At 33.6% G+C, this 15162-nt stretch carries 17 protein-coding genes; 12 read left to right on the top strand and 5 right to left on the bottom strand.

The window, feature by feature from the left end; genetic code table 11:
• Window positions 1-72: 72 nt before the first annotated feature.
• Together Q0876_RS02780 and feoB are read left to right on the top strand one after the other, a co-directional pair.
• Window positions 73-306: a FeoA family protein gene (locus Q0876_RS02780; RefSeq protein ID WP_299223787.1), complete on the top strand. Its 234-nt coding sequence runs from the start codon at window positions 73-75 to the stop codon at window positions 304-306.
• Window positions 299-2398 (top strand): ferrous iron transport protein B, encoded by a 2100-nt coding sequence (feoB, locus tag Q0876_RS02775; protein WP_299223785.1) that lies wholly within the window; start codon window positions 299-301, stop codon window positions 2396-2398. Before Q0876_RS02780 ends, feoB begins: the two co-directional genes overlap by 8 nt.
• Before the next feature lie 427 nt (window positions 2399-2825).
• Here feoB and Q0876_RS02770 read toward each other — a convergent pair whose 3' ends face one another.
• Window positions 2826-4853, bottom strand: coding sequence for a S9 family peptidase (locus tag Q0876_RS02770; protein ID WP_299223783.1), 2028 nt, complete (start codon window positions 4851-4853; stop codon window positions 2826-2828).
• Window positions 4854-4977: 124 nt separating this feature from the next.
• Between Q0876_RS02770 and Q0876_RS02765 the strand changes: the two genes are divergently transcribed.
• From Q0876_RS02765 to Q0876_RS02740, 6 genes are read left to right on the top strand one after another with little or no spacing between them, the layout of a single operon-like run.
• Entirely contained in the window at window positions 4978-5634 is a 657-nt protein-coding gene (locus Q0876_RS02765; RefSeq protein ID WP_299223974.1) for a metal-dependent transcriptional regulator, read from the top strand.
• Window positions 5624-6445 carry a transporter gene (locus tag Q0876_RS02760; protein WP_299223781.1) on the top strand — a complete coding sequence of 274 codons (822 nt, stop codon included), beginning with the start codon at window positions 5624-5626 and terminating at the stop codon, window positions 6443-6445. Before Q0876_RS02765 ends, Q0876_RS02760 begins: the two co-directional genes overlap by 11 nt.
• Window positions 6442-7359 carry a zinc ABC transporter substrate-binding protein gene (locus Q0876_RS02755; RefSeq protein WP_299223779.1) on the top strand — a complete coding sequence of 306 codons (918 nt, stop codon included), beginning with the start codon at window positions 6442-6444 and terminating at the stop codon, window positions 7357-7359. Before Q0876_RS02760 ends, Q0876_RS02755 begins: the two co-directional genes overlap by 4 nt.
• A complete protein-coding gene (locus Q0876_RS02750) occupies window positions 7359-8096 on the top strand; it encodes a metal ABC transporter ATP-binding protein (protein ID WP_299223777.1) in 738 nt (245 codons plus the stop codon). The genes Q0876_RS02755 and Q0876_RS02750 overlap by 1 nt, the downstream gene beginning before the upstream one ends.
• On the top strand, window positions 8096-9223 hold the full coding sequence (locus Q0876_RS02745; protein ID WP_299223775.1) for a metal ABC transporter permease: 1128 nt from the start codon (window positions 8096-8098) through the stop codon (window positions 9221-9223). Before Q0876_RS02750 ends, Q0876_RS02745 begins: the two co-directional genes overlap by 1 nt.
• Window positions 9216-10376, top strand: a complete 1161-nt coding sequence (locus tag Q0876_RS02740; RefSeq protein ID WP_299223773.1) for a metal ABC transporter permease — start codon at window positions 9216-9218, stop codon at window positions 10374-10376. The genes Q0876_RS02745 and Q0876_RS02740 overlap by 8 nt, the downstream gene beginning before the upstream one ends.
• Here the strand turns inward: Q0876_RS02740 and Q0876_RS02735 are convergent.
• Entirely contained in the window at window positions 10366-10803 is a 438-nt protein-coding gene (locus tag Q0876_RS02735) for a hypothetical protein (protein WP_299223771.1), read from the bottom strand. The genes Q0876_RS02740 and Q0876_RS02735 overlap by 11 nt on opposite strands.
• A 53-nt stretch (window positions 10804-10856) precedes the next feature.
• Window positions 10857-11180: a TraR/DksA C4-type zinc finger protein gene (locus Q0876_RS02730; protein ID WP_299223769.1), complete on the bottom strand. Its 324-nt coding sequence runs from the start codon at window positions 11178-11180 to the stop codon at window positions 10857-10859.
• 89 nt (window positions 11181-11269) lie between these two features.
• Between Q0876_RS02730 and Q0876_RS02725 the strand changes: the two genes are divergently transcribed.
• Window positions 11270-11425: a hypothetical protein gene (locus Q0876_RS02725; protein ID WP_299223767.1), complete on the top strand. Its 156-nt coding sequence runs from the start codon at window positions 11270-11272 to the stop codon at window positions 11423-11425.
• Here Q0876_RS02725 and Q0876_RS02720 read toward each other — a convergent pair.
• On the bottom strand, window positions 11422-12225 hold the full coding sequence (locus Q0876_RS02720) for a TerB family tellurite resistance protein (RefSeq protein WP_299223765.1): 804 nt from the start codon (window positions 12223-12225) through the stop codon (window positions 11422-11424). The two genes, Q0876_RS02725 and Q0876_RS02720, sit on opposite strands and share 4 nt — an antisense overlap.
• 188 nt (window positions 12226-12413) lie before the next feature.
• On the opposite strand from Q0876_RS02720, the gene Q0876_RS02715 reads away from it, so the two are divergent.
• The 3 genes from Q0876_RS02715 (at window position 12414) to Q0876_RS02705 (ending at window position 14311) form a co-directional block, all read left to right on the top strand.
• Window positions 12414-12824: a BrxA/BrxB family bacilliredoxin gene (locus Q0876_RS02715; RefSeq protein ID WP_299223763.1), complete on the top strand. Its 411-nt coding sequence runs from the start codon at window positions 12414-12416 to the stop codon at window positions 12822-12824.
• 87 nt (window positions 12825-12911) lie between these two features.
• The gene (locus tag Q0876_RS02710; RefSeq protein WP_299223761.1) at window positions 12912-13655 is read left to right on the top strand and encodes a 1-acyl-sn-glycerol-3-phosphate acyltransferase; all 744 of its coding nucleotides are present in this window, start codon (window positions 12912-12914) and stop codon (window positions 13653-13655) included.
• A complete protein-coding gene (locus Q0876_RS02705) occupies window positions 13652-14311 on the top strand; it encodes an HD domain-containing protein (protein WP_299223759.1) in 660 nt (219 codons plus the stop codon). Before Q0876_RS02710 ends, Q0876_RS02705 begins: the two co-directional genes overlap by 4 nt.
• 50 nt (window positions 14312-14361) lie before the next feature.
• On the opposite strand, the gene Q0876_RS02700 is transcribed toward Q0876_RS02705, so the two are convergent.
• Entirely contained in the window at window positions 14362-15138 is a 777-nt protein-coding gene (locus Q0876_RS02700) for a hypothetical protein (protein WP_299223758.1), read from the bottom strand.
• Window positions 15139-15162 lie beyond the last annotated feature (24 nt).

Below are 15162 nucleotides of genomic sequence, written 5' to 3'. Positions count from 1 at the left end.
TTTTATCACAACTATTTCCTTAGCAAGATTTTTTCACTTATTTTTGCTTCTTTAAAATCAATCTAAATAAGCTTGCAAATCACATTAGCAGAAATTAAACGAGGACAACAGGGTATCATTACTGATGTGTCTTCTGCACATGTTCCTCTTAAATTATTAGAAATGGGATGTTTGCCTGGTAATGTTGTAGAACTGGTACAAGTTGCACCTTTTGCAGACCCAATGTACCTCAACATTAACGGTACGCATTTAGCCATAAGAAAAGAAACTGCCATTCACATCTTAATTGACATTACTAATGCCTAAACAAATCAATGTTGCTCTTATTGGAAACCCAAATACTGGCAAAACTTCTGTTTTTAATGCGTTGACAGGTTTAAACCAAAAAGTAGGGAATTATCCTGGAATTACTGTAGAAAAAAAGGAAGGTGTTTGTAAATTACCCAGAGGAGTTAAAGCACACATCATTGATCTGCCTGGCACCTACAGTTTAAATGCCTCTTCTTTAGATGAAAATGTGGTTATTGAATTACTACTCAATAAAAATGACAAAGATTTTCCTGATGTAGCCGTTGTAGTTAGTGATGTTGAGAATTTAAAACGAAACCTATTACTCTTTACTCAAATAAAAGACCTAGAGATCCCTACCATTTTAGTGATCAACATGTCTGATCGAATGCGTTATAAAGGTATTTCGTTAGATATTGAGTATTTAGAAGAAAAGTTACAAACTAAAATCGCATTGATAAGTACTCGTAAGAATGAAGGAATTTCAAAACTAAAAGAACTTATCATTGATTATAGAGAACTTACAACAGCACCATGCTTAAATGCATCTGAAATTGATCGTAACTATTTTGACAGTCTGAAAAGTACATTTCCTAATCAATTACTTTACAAACTATGGCTAGTAATTACACAAGATGTGAATTTTGGTAAAACAGATAGAAATGAAATTGATGCCTTAAACAATTTTAAGACAAAAAGCAAGCCAGACCTCAAACGCTTACAGCAAAAAGAAACAATCAAACGTTATCAATTTATAAATACAATTCTTAAAAAAGGGCAAACCATAGATTTAAAATCTGCTAAAGATTTGAGAATTCGGTTTGATAGAATTCTAACTCATAAATTTTGGGGATATTTAATTTTCTTTGTCATATTACTTACTATTTTTCAAGCCATTTACGATTGGGCTGAAGTTCCTATGGATTTTATAGATAGTGCGTTTGCCTCACTAAGTGAATGGACAAAAAATAAACTTCCTGAAGGTCCATTTACCAGTTTACTAGCCGAAGGTATTATTCCTGGTCTTGGAGGTATTGTAATCTTCATTCCTCAAATCGCATTCTTATTCTTATTCATTGCCGTTTTAGAAGAAAGTGGTTATATGAGTCGTGTCGTATTTTTAATGGATCGAATTATGCGTCGATTTGGATTAAGTGGTAAAAGTGTTGTGCCTTTAATATCTGGAACTGCCTGTGCTATTCCAGCCATAATGGCTACGAGAAACATTGAAAGTTGGAAAGAACGACTCATAACAATTTTGGTCACACCATTTACTACGTGTTCTGCGAGGCTTCCAGTATACCTCATTATTATTTCACTAGTTATCCCTCAAGGACGACTTTTAGGATTAAGTTATCAGGCACTAACATTGATGCTATTATATTTAATCGGATTTGGAGCCGCTATTTTGTCAGCTTGGATTTTAAATAAAGTCTTAAAGATAAAAAGTAAGACCTTCTTTGTAGTAGAAATGCCCAATTACAAATTACCACTACTTAAAAATGTGGCATTAACCGTGATTGAAAAAACCAAATCGTTTGTATTTGGTGCAGGTAAAATTATTCTAGCAATTTCAATTGTTTTATGGTTTTTGGCTTCCTATGGTCCTGGTGATGAATTCAATAATGCAGAAGAAATAGTCACAACAGCTTACGCTTCAGAAAATTTATCTGACGAAGAATTACAACAAAAAATAGCATCTCACAAATTGGAACATTCGTTTATAGGAATTACAGGACAAGCTATAGAACCTGCTATAAGACCTTTAGGCTACGACTGGAAAATAGGGATTGCAATTGTGAGTTCATTTGCTGCAAGAGAAGTTTTTGTTGGAACATTAGCTACTATTTACAGTGTTGGCAGTGATGAAGAAGAAACTATAAAAAATAGAATGGCTGGTGAGATCAATCCAATTTTAGGAACACCATTATTTAATTTTGCTAGCGGGATCTCATTGCTTCTATTTTATGCCTTTGCAATGCAGTGCATGAGTACATTAGCTATTGTAAAACGCGAAACCAATAGCTGGAAATGGCCAACCTTACAACTCTTCATCATGAGTGGATTTGCATATGTTGTAGCTTTAATTGCTTATCAATTATTAAAATAGTAATTTGTAAAGATGAATGTCATAATACAAAACAGTCTCGTTTTCATTGCTTTGAGTATTGCTATTTGGTTTTTACTGCATAAGTTTGGAATTATCGCTAGGAAAAAAAAGTCAATATCCAAACAATGTGGTGAAGATGATTGTGGTTGTCATTAAAACACTCTAGCTAAGTAAACCTTTTCTTTTTGAGTTTAATATTAATTATTGTAGCATATTATTTTGATTACAAATCAGCGCCTCACACTTTTTCGAATGATTTGACGAGTGGTTTGTGTTTCGTTGGCGCATTTATAATTTATACACTCGTCTTGAAATATGTACTTAGCATAGGTGTATTGTATATCGTATTTTCAATAGGAATAGAACTTATTGTAATATTCGTTCTTAAAGGCATGATTAAAAAATAATAATCAAACACGCAAGTAAGCTATTCGTTATATTTTCTAAACCAAGCCAAAGTATGAGTAACCTTACTTATTAAATTACTAGGTTTTCTTGCTATACCATGTGAGGCCTCATAGATTTCTACAAGAACAGTTTCTATTTTTCTTAGCTTTAGAGCATGATATAATTGCTTAGCTTCACTTGGTGGTGTTCGCAAATCATTCATACCCACCATAACCATTGTTGGTGTTTCTATGTTTCCTACCAAAGAAATAGGGGAAAATTTCCAGTAGGTTTCAAAATTCTCCCATGGCTGCCCAGGATATCTAGAATTAGCATATCCAAAATAATTATCTGCCACCAATGTTTTACTAATCCAATTCATAACAGGTTTAGCTACTACAGCAGCTTTGAAACGATTATTTTTTCCAATCATCCAAGCGGTCATGATACCACCAGCACTTCCGCCTGTTACAAATAACTTATCATTATCTACAATGCCTTGATCTACCAAATAGTCTACACCATCCATAACATCGTTATAATCTTGCCCTGGATAATTATTATATAATAGATTTCCGAATTCTTCTCCATAACTGGTGCTACCTCTAGGGTTTGGATAGAATACCACATAACCATCTGCAGCATATAATTGAATTTCAGCAGTAAAACGGTCTCCATAATTCAAAATAGGTCCACCATGATTTTCAACCAATAAAGGATAGGTTTTTGAAGCGTCATAGAAAGGTGGCTTTACGATCCAGCCTTGAATCGCTCTTCCATCATAAGATGATTTATACCAGACTTCTTCTGTTTCTCCTAATTGGCGGTAATCTAAAATGTCTTTATTTAAATAGGTTATGCGTTTTGGTGGTTTTTTATTTTGAATAACGGCAAGGTCTGCAGGATATTCTGGTCGTGTTTGAGTAAAAACTAGTGTCCCGTTGTTTGACACTGTATAAGAACCAGATGCATAAGGTCTTCCCAAAGTGGTGCCTCCAAGGTTATCTGCAAGCTTTGAGATTTTTCCTGTAGTAGTTATATGAGCTATTTTAGAGTTTCCTTTATCGTCGTAAGTAAAATATAATCCTTTTCCTGAAGTATCCCATGAAATATTAGAAACACTTTCATCTAAATTTGAGGAAATAATTTTACGATTACTACCATCAACATTCATTAAGTGTAAAACAGTGTTTTGATGTGCTTGTACTTTATCTAGATAGCCCAAAAAAGCAATAGTTTTTCCATCGGGTGAAACTTTCGGCGAATAATCTGGTCCATCTTGAGTAGTCAACACCTTTATGTTTTTAGTAGCTAGATTTACTTCATATATCTCACTATTATTAAATCTGTATTCCCAATCTTCTACTCTATTGGCAGAAAAGTAAATATGTTTACCATCAGGTGAATATGAAAGACTACTATTATGATCATAATTGCCACTCGTAATCTGTCGAGCCGAACCACCTTCCGCTGGGATGATAAAAATATGTCTAAAACCAGGTTCCATATATCCACGACCATCAGTTTCATGTTTTAACCTATTGGTAATTCGTGCAGGTTTAGCCCACTTCGCACTTTTAGGCTTTTTTGGCATATTTACAATTACTGGTGGTTTTTGCGAAACAAACATTGTAAATGCAATAGATTCTCCATCAGGTAACCAGATTAAATTTCTTGGCGATTGTTCAAGTTGAGATAATTTGGCTATCTGACCCGTTTTAACCCAATACATATATATTTCTGACCCTTCATCTGTAGAGCTTATAAATGCAATTCGATCACCATTAGGAGACCACCTTGCTTGAGATTCATTAACTTCTCTTGAAGTGAGTTTGCGATGCGAAGTACCATCAGAATTAACGATCCAGAGATTGCCTCTTGACCTGTCACTCATAATATCAAAATCATTTCGCTTGTATACAATTTGAGAACCACTAGGTGAAATTTGCGGATCTGAAGCCCATTCTAATTCAAAAACATCTATAGGCTGAAAAGGTGTTTTTTTAGTCTGAGCAGAAACATTAAGACCAATATATAAAAACAACAAAAAGGTAGAGAATCGATACATTAATAAACCTATTTAAATTAAAGCGTGAAATTACTAATTAATGGAAAGACGTCCTAACTTAAATTTTTTAGTTACATTTGTAAAATATTTAAGTAAGCTTAAAAAATTAATTAAAGCACTAAAAATGTCTATAGCAATTGAAAATTTTGTAAAAGCTATTTATAATAACGATAAGCACGATGTAAAAGACACTAAGCCTGGAAACATAGCCAAACAACTTGGTATTTCAAGTCCCGCAGCTACAGACATGGCTAAGAAATTAGCAGCAAAAAACTTACTGCATTATGAGAAATATAAAGCTTTACAACTGACTGAAAAAGGCAAAAAAATGGCACTCAATGTAGTACGCAAGCATCGTCTTTGGGAGGCCTTTTTGTTTAAAATGTTTGATCTGTCATTACATGATATACATCGTGAAGCAGAATTACTGGAACATCAAACCTCAGATTTACTTGCAGAGAAAATAAGTGCTTATCTAGGTCATCCAAAGTTTGATCCTCATGGAGATCCTATACCTAATGCTGATGGAAAGATTACTACAAAAGATACATCTATTACACTTGCAGATGCTATTGAAGGAAAAACATATACTATCTCAAGACTCATGAGTGACGATAAAGAATTTTTTGAATTTTGCGCTTTGAATGAAATTAAATACAGAAACACATTAAAGGTTTCAAAACAATTTAACACTAATAAAATGACCCAAATATCTATTGGTATGAATACCATCGTTTTAAATGAAAATTTCACCAAAATTATTTATGTTGATGAAAACTAAAAGCACAAATTTACTTCTTGCATTATTAATTTTTAGCAATGTATTGATTGCTCAGAATGAAGGCGCTAATACTGTTGTTGCTTCAGAACCATTGATCACAGATAGACCAGATGCTACAGAATCACCTCAAACTATTGCTCCTGGATTTATTCAAATTGAAACAGGTGGTTTTTATGAGAGCTTTGAAGATAATAGTATTAAATCTGAAACCTATACCTATAACACAACTCTGGTTAGATTGGGTTTACTAGATAACCTCGAATTACGTGTTGGATGGGATTTTGTAGAAGGACAAACCACAATAAATGGAAATAAATTAGACGATATTACTAGTGGATTTAATCCATTATTATTAGGTACGAAATTTAAAATAGTTGATGAAAACGGCTGGATACCAACTATAGGGTTTTTAGGACATTTGTATTTGCCGTTTACTGCTAGTCAAGATTACAGACCAGAAACAACAGGTGTTGATTTTCGATTCTCATTTGCTCACTCATTAAACGAAAAATCAAGTTTATCTTACAATCTTGGCGCACAATGGCGAGACGATTCCCCAGAAACAGCTTACATATACACCCTGTCTTATGGTTATAGTATTTCAGATAAATTGGGTGCTTATGTAGAAGTTTACGGCGATTTCCCTGAAGACAGTAAAGCTAACCATCTTTGGGATGCAGGACTCACTTACTTAGTATCAAACAATGTACAACTTGATGCAACTGTTGGTTCAGCAATAACTAAAGGACAAGATATACTTATCAGTGCTGGCGTAAGCTTTAGATTACCTATTAAAAAACAATCAAAATGAGACTATCAAAAAACATATTAATTCTACTTATTGTTATTATAATTTCTAGCTGTAATAACGAAACTAAGACTAATGAAAAACTTAATGTGGTAACCACAACCACCATGATTACAGATTTGGTTAAGAATATTGGAGGAGAGGCCATCAATGTAGAAGGTCTCATGGGTAGTGGTGTTGACCCTCACCTTTATAAAGCTAGCGAAGGAGATGTTAGTAAATTGGTAAATGCAGACATTATTTTTTACAATGGGTTGCACCTTGAAGGAAAGCTTGTTGAAGTTTTTGAAAAAATGAAAAGCAAAACAAAAACACCAATTGCATTAGGAGAAGAATTGGATAAGAGCACGTTGATTGGGTCAGATTATTTTGCATCAAATTATGATCCTCATGTTTGGTTTGATATTAATTATTACAAGCAATTTGCAAAAAAAATCACCAAAACACTTACTGAACAAGACTCTAAAAATGCTGAAATTTATAAAACCAATGAAGCAGCTTATCTTTCTAAGTTAGATACACTCCAATCAAGGTTGAAAACTAGTATTGAAAGACTACCGAAGGAGAAAAGAATTTTAGTAACTGCTCATGATGCTTTTAATTACTTTGGAAAAGCTTATGATTTTCAAGTTGTTGGTTTACAAGGATTATCAACAGCTACTGAAGCTGGCGTCCAAGATGTACAAAAATTATCAGCATTTATTATTGAAAAAAATATCAAAGCCATTTTTGTTGAAAGTTCTGTTCCAAAACGTACGATTGAAGCTTTACAAGCAGCCGTAAAATCCAAAGGTCATCAAGTGGTCATTGGTGGCACTTTATATTCTGACGCTCTTGGAAATGCAGGTACTGTTGAGGGAACTTATATTGGTATGTTTGAATACAATGTAAATACTATTGTAAATGCACTAAAATAATGAATAATAAGATTGCTGTACAAGTAGACGATTTAACTGTGGCTTATAATTATAAGCCTGTACTTTGGGATATCGACCTAGAAATTCCTGAAGGTGTACTCATGGCTATTGTTGGGCCAAATGGTGCTGGGAAATCTACACTAATCAAATCTATTTTAGGCATATTAAACCCTATTGCTGGTTCTGTGTCAATCTATGGAAAATCATATAAAAAACAACGGTCATTAGTAGCTTATGTCCCTCAAAAAGGAAGTGTAGATTGGGATTTCCCTACCACAGCACTTGATGTCGTTATGATGGGTACTTACGGTAGTTTAGGTTGGATAAAACGTCCTCGACAAAAAGAAAAAAAAGCGACTTTAGAAGCACTTGAAAAAGTAGGAATGCTTCCGTTCAAGAACAGACAAATAAGCCAATTATCTGGAGGTCAACAACAACGCATTTTTTTAGCTAGAGCCTTAGTGCAAGATGCCGCTATTTATTTTATGGATGAGCCTTTCCAGGGCGTTGATGCAACTACAGAAATAGCAATTATCAATATTTTAAAAGAATTACGTAAAGTAGGAAAAACAGTAGTTGTTGTTCATCACGACTTACAAACAGTTCCTGAGTATTTTGATTGGGTAACATTTTTAAATGTTAAAAAAATTGCTACTGGCCCAGTTAAAGATATTTTCAATGACGATAATCTTACAAAGACCTATGGTATCAATTATAAAGTGAGTATACAAGAATAATGAATATTCAAGAGTATTTTTATTTAGTATTTTCAGATTATACGCTGCGAACCATTACGCTTGGAACAGCAATCTTAGGTGCTGTAACAGGAATGTTAGGTAGCTTTGCTGTACTTAGAAAACAAAGCCTTTTAGGTGATGCTATTTCTCATGCAGCTTTACCTGGAATCGCAATTTCATTTTTAATTACAGGTGCTAAAGATAGTAATACTTTATTATTAGGTGCTTTGGTGAGCGGTTTGATAGGTACCTTTTGGATTCGAGGTATTATCACTAAAACACATTTAAAATCTGATACTGCTTTAGGTTTGATCTTGTCATTATTTTTTGGCTTTGGCATGCTGCTTCTCACATTCATACAAAAACAACCAAACGCAAATCAGGCTGGACTCGACAAATACTTATTTGGTCAAGCAGCCACATTAATCGAAAGTGATGTTTGGATGATGGCAATTGTTACTGGTTTATGCTTATTTGTACTTCTTTTATTTTGGAAAGAATTCAAAATTTTATTGTTCGATAAAGATTATGCTAAAACACTCGGCTTTAATACTAAAACTATTGATGTTTTAATCACGAGTTTTATCGTATTGGCTATCGTTCTAGGCTTACAAACCGTAGGTGTTGTATTAATGAGTGCAATGCTCTTAGCTCCTGCTGCTGCTGCCAGACAGTGGACTAATAGCTTAGCAAAAATGGTGTTTCTTGCTGCGTTATTTGGTGCATGCTCTGGTGTTTTTGGGACAGCTATTAGTGCAAGCCAAAATAATTTATCTACAGGTCCCGTTATTGTTATTGTTGCTGCTGTTTTTGTTTTTATCTCTTTTGTGTTTTCACCGAGTCGAGGTTTATTATTTAAACAAATTAGATTCATTAAGAATAGGCGTGATTTAGAGCTTCATAAAACATTGGCTTTCATGTATGGTATTGCAGAAACACATGAAAACATATCTCATCCGCATGAAATTAAGATCCTAAATAATTTTCAAGGTTTTACAAAAGGAACACTTAAAAAACTAGTTGAAAAAAAGTATGTAATCATAAAAGGCACTACATGGAGTTTAACTAATGAAGGGTTTAAATCTGCTTCAAATTTGTATAATCAATTAACTCAACAAGATGAGTAGCGCTCAATTTGAAATACAACTCATAGCTAGCTTAGTAGCTATAGCTTGCGCAATTCCTGGTACATTTTTAGTGCTTCGAAAAATGGCTATGATAAGTGATGCCATAAGCCACTCTATACTTCCGGGAATAGTTGTTGGCTTCTTTATAACTCAAGATTTGAACTCGCCTCTACTCATTTTACTTGCAGCAATTACTGGAGTGATAACAGTAGTTTTAGTTGAATACATTCAGAAAACAGGTTTAGTAAAAGAGGATACAGCTATAGGTCTCGTTTTTCCAGTGTTGTTTAGTGTAGGCGTGATCATGATTGCAAAAAATGCCAATGATGTTCACTTAGATGTCGATGCTGTTTTACTTGGAGAATTGGCTTTTGCGCCTTTTGACCGACTCTTAATTTCAGAAGTTGATGTTGGTCCAAAGTCATTATGGGTTATTGGCATCATATTAATGATTACAATAACACTCTTGATTGCATTTTTCAAAGAATTGAAGCTAAGTACTTTTGATAAAGGTCTTGCGGCGTCGTTGGGTTTTTCTCCTGCTATAATTCATTACGGATTAATGTCTGTGTCTTCAATAACTACTGTTGGCGCTTTTGATGCTGTTGGTGCCATACTGGTAGTAGCACTAATGATTGCGCCCTCAGCTTCAGCCTATTTATTAACTAAAAATTTGAAGAAAATGCTCTTTTTATCTATTGTATTTGGTGTGTTTAGTGCTATTTCAGGATATTGGTTTGCAAATTGGTTAGATGCCTCAATAGCCGGATCGATCACCACCTTATTAGGGCTTTTGTTTCTAGCCATATATCTCTTTGCACCAAATAAAGGAATCATTGCCGTTCTATATAGAGAAAAGCAACAACGTACTGAAGTTTCATTATTAACTTTCCTACTGCATTTAAAAAACCATGATGAAGTATCTGAACGTCATGTAAATCATCTTAACGAACATATCAATTGGCAAAAAGTACGCGCTAAAACAGTATTAGATCTTGCTATAAAAAATAATATGATTGTAATTGACAACAATATTGTTTCATTGACCTCTAAAGGCAACACGTTTACGTCACAAGCCATAGATTACATCATTACTAATGAAGACGCTCAAATTGAAGACATGAAAGATGACTTCTTTTTGTTTAGAGGGTGATTTCTTTTTTTAAAAGTTTCATTCCTTTAATCCAAAAAATTTCAGATTCATAAAAACTAAGTGCTGTTTTTATTATTCGATCTGATTTGTCACGTGGAGATTTACTAATAAACCTAGCTTTAGTACCTGTGAAATTTAAGGTAAATTTATCATCCATATCTGATTGTGCTGTAGTAAAAATAATCACTTTGTTTTCTCTTTTCCAAGTGCCTTTCCCATAAGTATGTGTCTCTGGAGGGATCCCTCTTTTAACTCTTCGATAGTTATAATACTCAAAAGTACCATTAGAATTAAGCGTAAGTATACGTTTTAATTCAAAATCACTAGAGTCATTAGAATTAGATTGTAATTCATAAGTCCCAACAACATCTTGAGCATTGACGATTATTGAACTTAACACTAGTAAAAACGATAAAAAATATTTCATGAAAATTATATTGGTTTACTAATCATTTGCAACAAATTTTGTGCCTTATATATTTATCTAGCACAATTAACACAAAGTAAGCTCTCAGGTCTTATAAGTATTCGACCAACAGGAATAGCTTGCTTACATTTTAAACACATACCGAAATCGTCATCATCAATTTTAGACCATACACGCTTCAAACTATTAAGTTTCATTTCTGCCTGACGTAAAGAAGCTTCGTTGATACTCTTATTATTAATAGCATCCATTCTACTTACACGTCCAATAGCATCATTTGGCGAAATTGGCTTGGTGAGTTCTTTATAATGTTCTATTGAAACTTCTGTCTTTGAGATCTCAGTTTCAATAGCCGTTTTGATAGCACGTTTATTCATATCGTTTAATCAAGCATTTCATCTAAAATAAACTATATATATGAAAGTTTTATATTTAATTTCGACCACAAAGCTTCAAACCACATATTATGAATATAATTGAATACATGACGGGTAAAGGCGGAATCATGATTCTTGGTCTAATCGTAGTTACTATATTTGTTTTTAGGAAATATAAAGAAAAACGTTATTTCAAAGCTGTCGAGAAACGAATCCAAGAAAAAGATCAAAAGCTCAATAGTTAAAAGCCTCTTTCTTTTTGTAGTTTTTCATAAGCTTGTTGAACCTGTCTGAATTTTTCTTCAGCACCTTTTTGATGTTCTTTGCCTAGATGAATCACTTTATCTGGGTGGTATTTCTTCGCCATTTTCCGATAGGCTTTCTTAACTTCATCGTCTGTAACATCTTTAGTGATTTCTAGAATTTTATAGGCATTATCACTACTATCATAGAACATAGCCTTTATACTTCCATAATCTCGAGAACTAATTCCTAAATACCCAGAGATCATATAAATCTGAGAAACTTCATCATCAGTAACCATCCCATCAGCCTTAGCAATTCCAAAAAGAAAATGAAGCAGTTGTAATCGTGATGAATGATCCATCATCTGTTTGATCTGTAAACAGACTTGGCGCGTTGGAATTTGTTGCTTATTAATATTTTTGAATAACTTAAATGCATGATTTGCTCGTTCCTTTCCATACATACTAACAAATTGCTGACGCACATAGTCTAATTCTCTTTGGTCTTGAATACCATCTGCTTTTATAACTACTGAAGCCAAAATGAGTAAGCTTACTTCAAAATCACCAGATTGAGTTTGAGCTCTTCGTGATTGCCTTTTATAATTAGGTGCCTTTCGATATGAGCCACCTCTAGTTTGTGATCGTCTTCGTGATGTTGATTCACCATCTCCGAGTAAAAAACCACCCTCTTGAGCAGCGCCATCAATAAAACTCCCAACAGCTAGACCAATAATTGCTCCTATTGGACCACCAAAAGACCATCCTATGGCTCCACCTATCCATTTTGCAAAACTCATATATAAAATTTATTTGTAGGTTCAAATATACTATAGTTAGTTGTTTTTTAGTTGTATTTGTTACCGAATTTAACCATTGAAATCTCTAATAGCACCATTCAAACAGATAACTATATAAGTCTTACTACCCACTATTTTTCTTTATCTTTGTAATATAAAATTCTAATCTTAATAAAAATTTAAAATATATGTATCCAGCAGAATTAGTAAAACCAATGCGAGAAGACCTAACTAATGTAGGTTTTGAAGAATTACATACCCCTGAAGCTGTTGAAAATGCACTAGCAAAAGATGGCACAACACTAATCGTGGTTAATTCGGTTTGCGGTTGTGCAGCAGCAAACGCTCGACCTGGTGCAAGAATGAGTTTGCAAAATGCTAAAAGACCAGACCATATTGTTACAGTATTTGCTGGTGTTGACAAAGATGCCGTTGATGCTGCAAGAGCACATATGATTCCATTTCCTCCAAGTTCTCCAAGTATGGCTCTATTTAAAGATGGAGAACTGGTACATATGTTAGAACGTCATCATATCGAGGGTCGCCCAGCAGAATTAATTGCTGAGAACTTAATGGACGCATATAACGATCATTGTTAAAAAAGTTAAAATCATACCTAGTTATAAAAAGCCACGATTAAACCGTGGTTTTTTTGTTCATTATTGGCATTGAATTATTTTTGCGCTATGAGAAAATTATTAGCCTACCCATTAACCCTTTTATATTTCGTGGTTTTTGGAATAACATTACTTATTTTTCATCCAATTCAATGGCTATGCTTTAATTTTTTTGGATATCAAGCACATAAAACAAGTGTAGATATATTACAATTTTCTTTAATGCGTTGCTTGAATATTTTAGGAACACGTTTTACGTTTACAAATCCGTATAAAATTCCAACTCATAAACCTTTACTTATTGTATCAAACCATCAAAGCATGTATGATATCTCACCCATAATGTGGTACATGCGAAAACATCATGTTAAATTTGTAAGCAAAAAAGAATTAGGAAAAGGAATCCCTAGCGTATCTTATAATTTGAGACATGGAGGTTCTGTATTGATAGACCGTAAAAACCCTCGTCAAGCATTACCTGCTATGATGCGCTTTGGCGAATATATTGAAAACACAAATCGTGCTGCAGTAATATTTCCAGAAGGTACTCGTAGTAAAGATGGCTCTCTAAAACCTTTTAAAACAAAAGGATTAGAGCTTCTATTTAAAAAAGTGCCTTCAGCGATTGTAGTTCCAATTACCGTAAACAATTCATGGAAAATGTTAAGATATGGCAAATTCCCTATGGGAATAGGTAATCATTTGAAATTTACTGTACATCAACCTATCACGTTAAGCAAAGAAACAAGTTATTTAGAATTAATTCAAAATTTAGAACACACCATTGGTAGTGCTCTAACACTAGACCAATGACAACTACAGAACAGCAACAAATTCAATTTACTAAATCGTTTGTACAGAAAACACTTGAAGGTGCTGAAGGCGGTCACGATTGGTTTCACATTCATCGCGTTTATAACAATGCTTTATTGATCTCTAAAAGTGAAAATGTAAGTGCTTTTATTGTTTCTCTAGGTGCTTTATTACATGATATTGCAGACAGTAAATTTAATAATGGAGATGAGTCTATCGGACCTCAAAAAGCTCGAGAATTCTTATTTGGAATCAATGTTGATTCTGTTGTAATAGAACATGTGATTAAAATTATTGAAAATGTATCCTTTAAAGGAGGTAATGAAGCGCAAAAGTTTACTTCTCCAGAATTAGCTGTAGTTCAAGATGCCGATCGTTTAGATGCACTAGGTGCTATTGGTATTGCTCGAACTTTTAATTATGGTGGATTTAAAAATCGAAAACTATTTGATCCCTCTATCAAACCTGATTTAAATATGGATAAAGAAGCATATAAAGCCTCTACAGCTCCTACTATAAATCATTTCTACGAAAAATTATTACTCCTAAAAGATAGAATGAATACTAAAACCGGAAAACGTATTGCTACAGATAGGCATAGATATATGGAGACCTTTCTTGACCAATTCTATGCCGAATGGGATGGTAAAAAATAAAAAGGGATTATCAAAAATAATAACCCCTTTTATCATCATTTCTTCTTACACTAGTTTGTAGGTAAGTATGTATACGTTAACGTAAATACATTAATTTCAAAAGCTACACCATCGTCATATTTTGTTTCTGTTACAGTCCCAGACGTTGGGTAGTTATCTGAGTTATATGCAAAATCTGCAACAACGTCTCCTAACACTTCTCCATCCATATCAGAGTATGTGACCTTTTTAATATTTCTTGAAGGAAATAACATTCTTGCTTGTACAATTTCTGGGGCATTTACATCTGCGCTAAAATTTAATTCTACTTCATCCATAATAGCAATACCTCCAGCAGCTTGAATGGTATAAAAATACGGATTTGGTTTATCATCATACATCACTTCAGCTCTATATTCTACAGTAACATCACTATTAGTTTGCCAGTCGTATTCAGTTTCAAAAAACCTAATATTCTGTGGGTTGTTATTACTGTCGTAGTTAATTACTTCTCCAGTTTCAAAAGCATCATATGGTGATTCGTATAAATCTTCAACATTAAACGTTTCCATGTTACTTGTTAAACTTGCCAATTCTCCATTCTCGTATGCTAAAATGCCTGTGTCTTCACCATCGCTAACACTAGTTACTCGATTGTTCGAGTCATAATTTATAGTAATGGTTGCATTATCTGTTGGGTCTTGAGCAGAAACCACTGAAATACTCGTAATAAGCCTAGCAATTGCATCTGGGTTATTATCCATGAATTCATCTGAAGTAGAATCGCTATCGCAAGCAGTAAACAGAATGATTGCTAACGAAAAAATTGAAAGAAATTTAAATTTCATAATAATTTGAGTTTTTAATATTGA

Origin of the sequence: uncultured Psychroserpens sp. (genome assembly GCF_947503375.1) — a bacterium.
Taxonomy (GTDB): domain Bacteria; phylum Bacteroidota; class Bacteroidia; order Flavobacteriales; family Flavobacteriaceae; genus Psychroserpens.
Note: the sequence above shows the minus strand (reverse complement) of the source record. Positions and strands in the feature narration are given on the sequence as shown.

Bases quoted from the DNA above. Each gene is read 5' to 3' on its own strand.
- feoB (WP_299223785.1), top strand. From the start codon at position 299: ATGCCTAAACAAATCAATGTTGCTCTTATTGGAAACCCAAATACTGGC.
- Q0876_RS02770 (WP_299223783.1), bottom strand. From the start codon at position 4,853: ATGTATCGATTCTCTACCTTTTTGTTGTTTTTATATATTGGTCTTAAT.
- Q0876_RS02765 (WP_299223974.1), top strand. From the start codon at position 4,978: ATGTCTATAGCAATTGAAAATTTTGTAAAAGCTATTTATAATAACGAT.
- Q0876_RS02760 (WP_299223781.1), top strand. From the start codon at position 5,624: ATGAAAACTAAAAGCACAAATTTACTTCTTGCATTATTAATTTTTAGC.
- Q0876_RS02755 (WP_299223779.1), top strand. From the start codon at position 6,442: ATGAGACTATCAAAAAACATATTAATTCTACTTATTGTTATTATAATT.
- Q0876_RS02750 (WP_299223777.1), top strand. From the start codon at position 7,359: ATGAATAATAAGATTGCTGTACAAGTAGACGATTTAACTGTGGCTTAT.
- Q0876_RS02745 (WP_299223775.1), top strand. From the start codon at position 8,096: ATGAATATTCAAGAGTATTTTTATTTAGTATTTTCAGATTATACGCTG.
- Q0876_RS02740 (WP_299223773.1), top strand. From the start codon at position 9,216: ATGAGTAGCGCTCAATTTGAAATACAACTCATAGCTAGCTTAGTAGCT.
- Q0876_RS02735 (WP_299223771.1), bottom strand. From the start codon at position 10,803: ATGAAATATTTTTTATCGTTTTTACTAGTGTTAAGTTCAATAATCGTC.
- Q0876_RS02730 (WP_299223769.1), bottom strand. From the start codon at position 11,180: ATGAATAAACGTGCTATCAAAACGGCTATTGAAACTGAGATCTCAAAG.
- Q0876_RS02725 (WP_299223767.1), top strand. From the start codon at position 11,270: ATGAATATAATTGAATACATGACGGGTAAAGGCGGAATCATGATTCTT.
- Q0876_RS02720 (WP_299223765.1), bottom strand. From the start codon at position 12,225: ATGAGTTTTGCAAAATGGATAGGTGGAGCCATAGGATGGTCTTTTGGT.
- Q0876_RS02715 (WP_299223763.1), top strand. From the start codon at position 12,414: ATGTATCCAGCAGAATTAGTAAAACCAATGCGAGAAGACCTAACTAAT.
- Q0876_RS02710 (WP_299223761.1), top strand. From the start codon at position 12,912: ATGAGAAAATTATTAGCCTACCCATTAACCCTTTTATATTTCGTGGTT.
- Q0876_RS02705 (WP_299223759.1), top strand. From the start codon at position 13,652: ATGACAACTACAGAACAGCAACAAATTCAATTTACTAAATCGTTTGTA.
- Q0876_RS02700 (WP_299223758.1), bottom strand. From the start codon at position 15,138: ATGAAATTTAAATTTCTTTCAATTTTTTCGTTAGCAATCATTCTGTTT.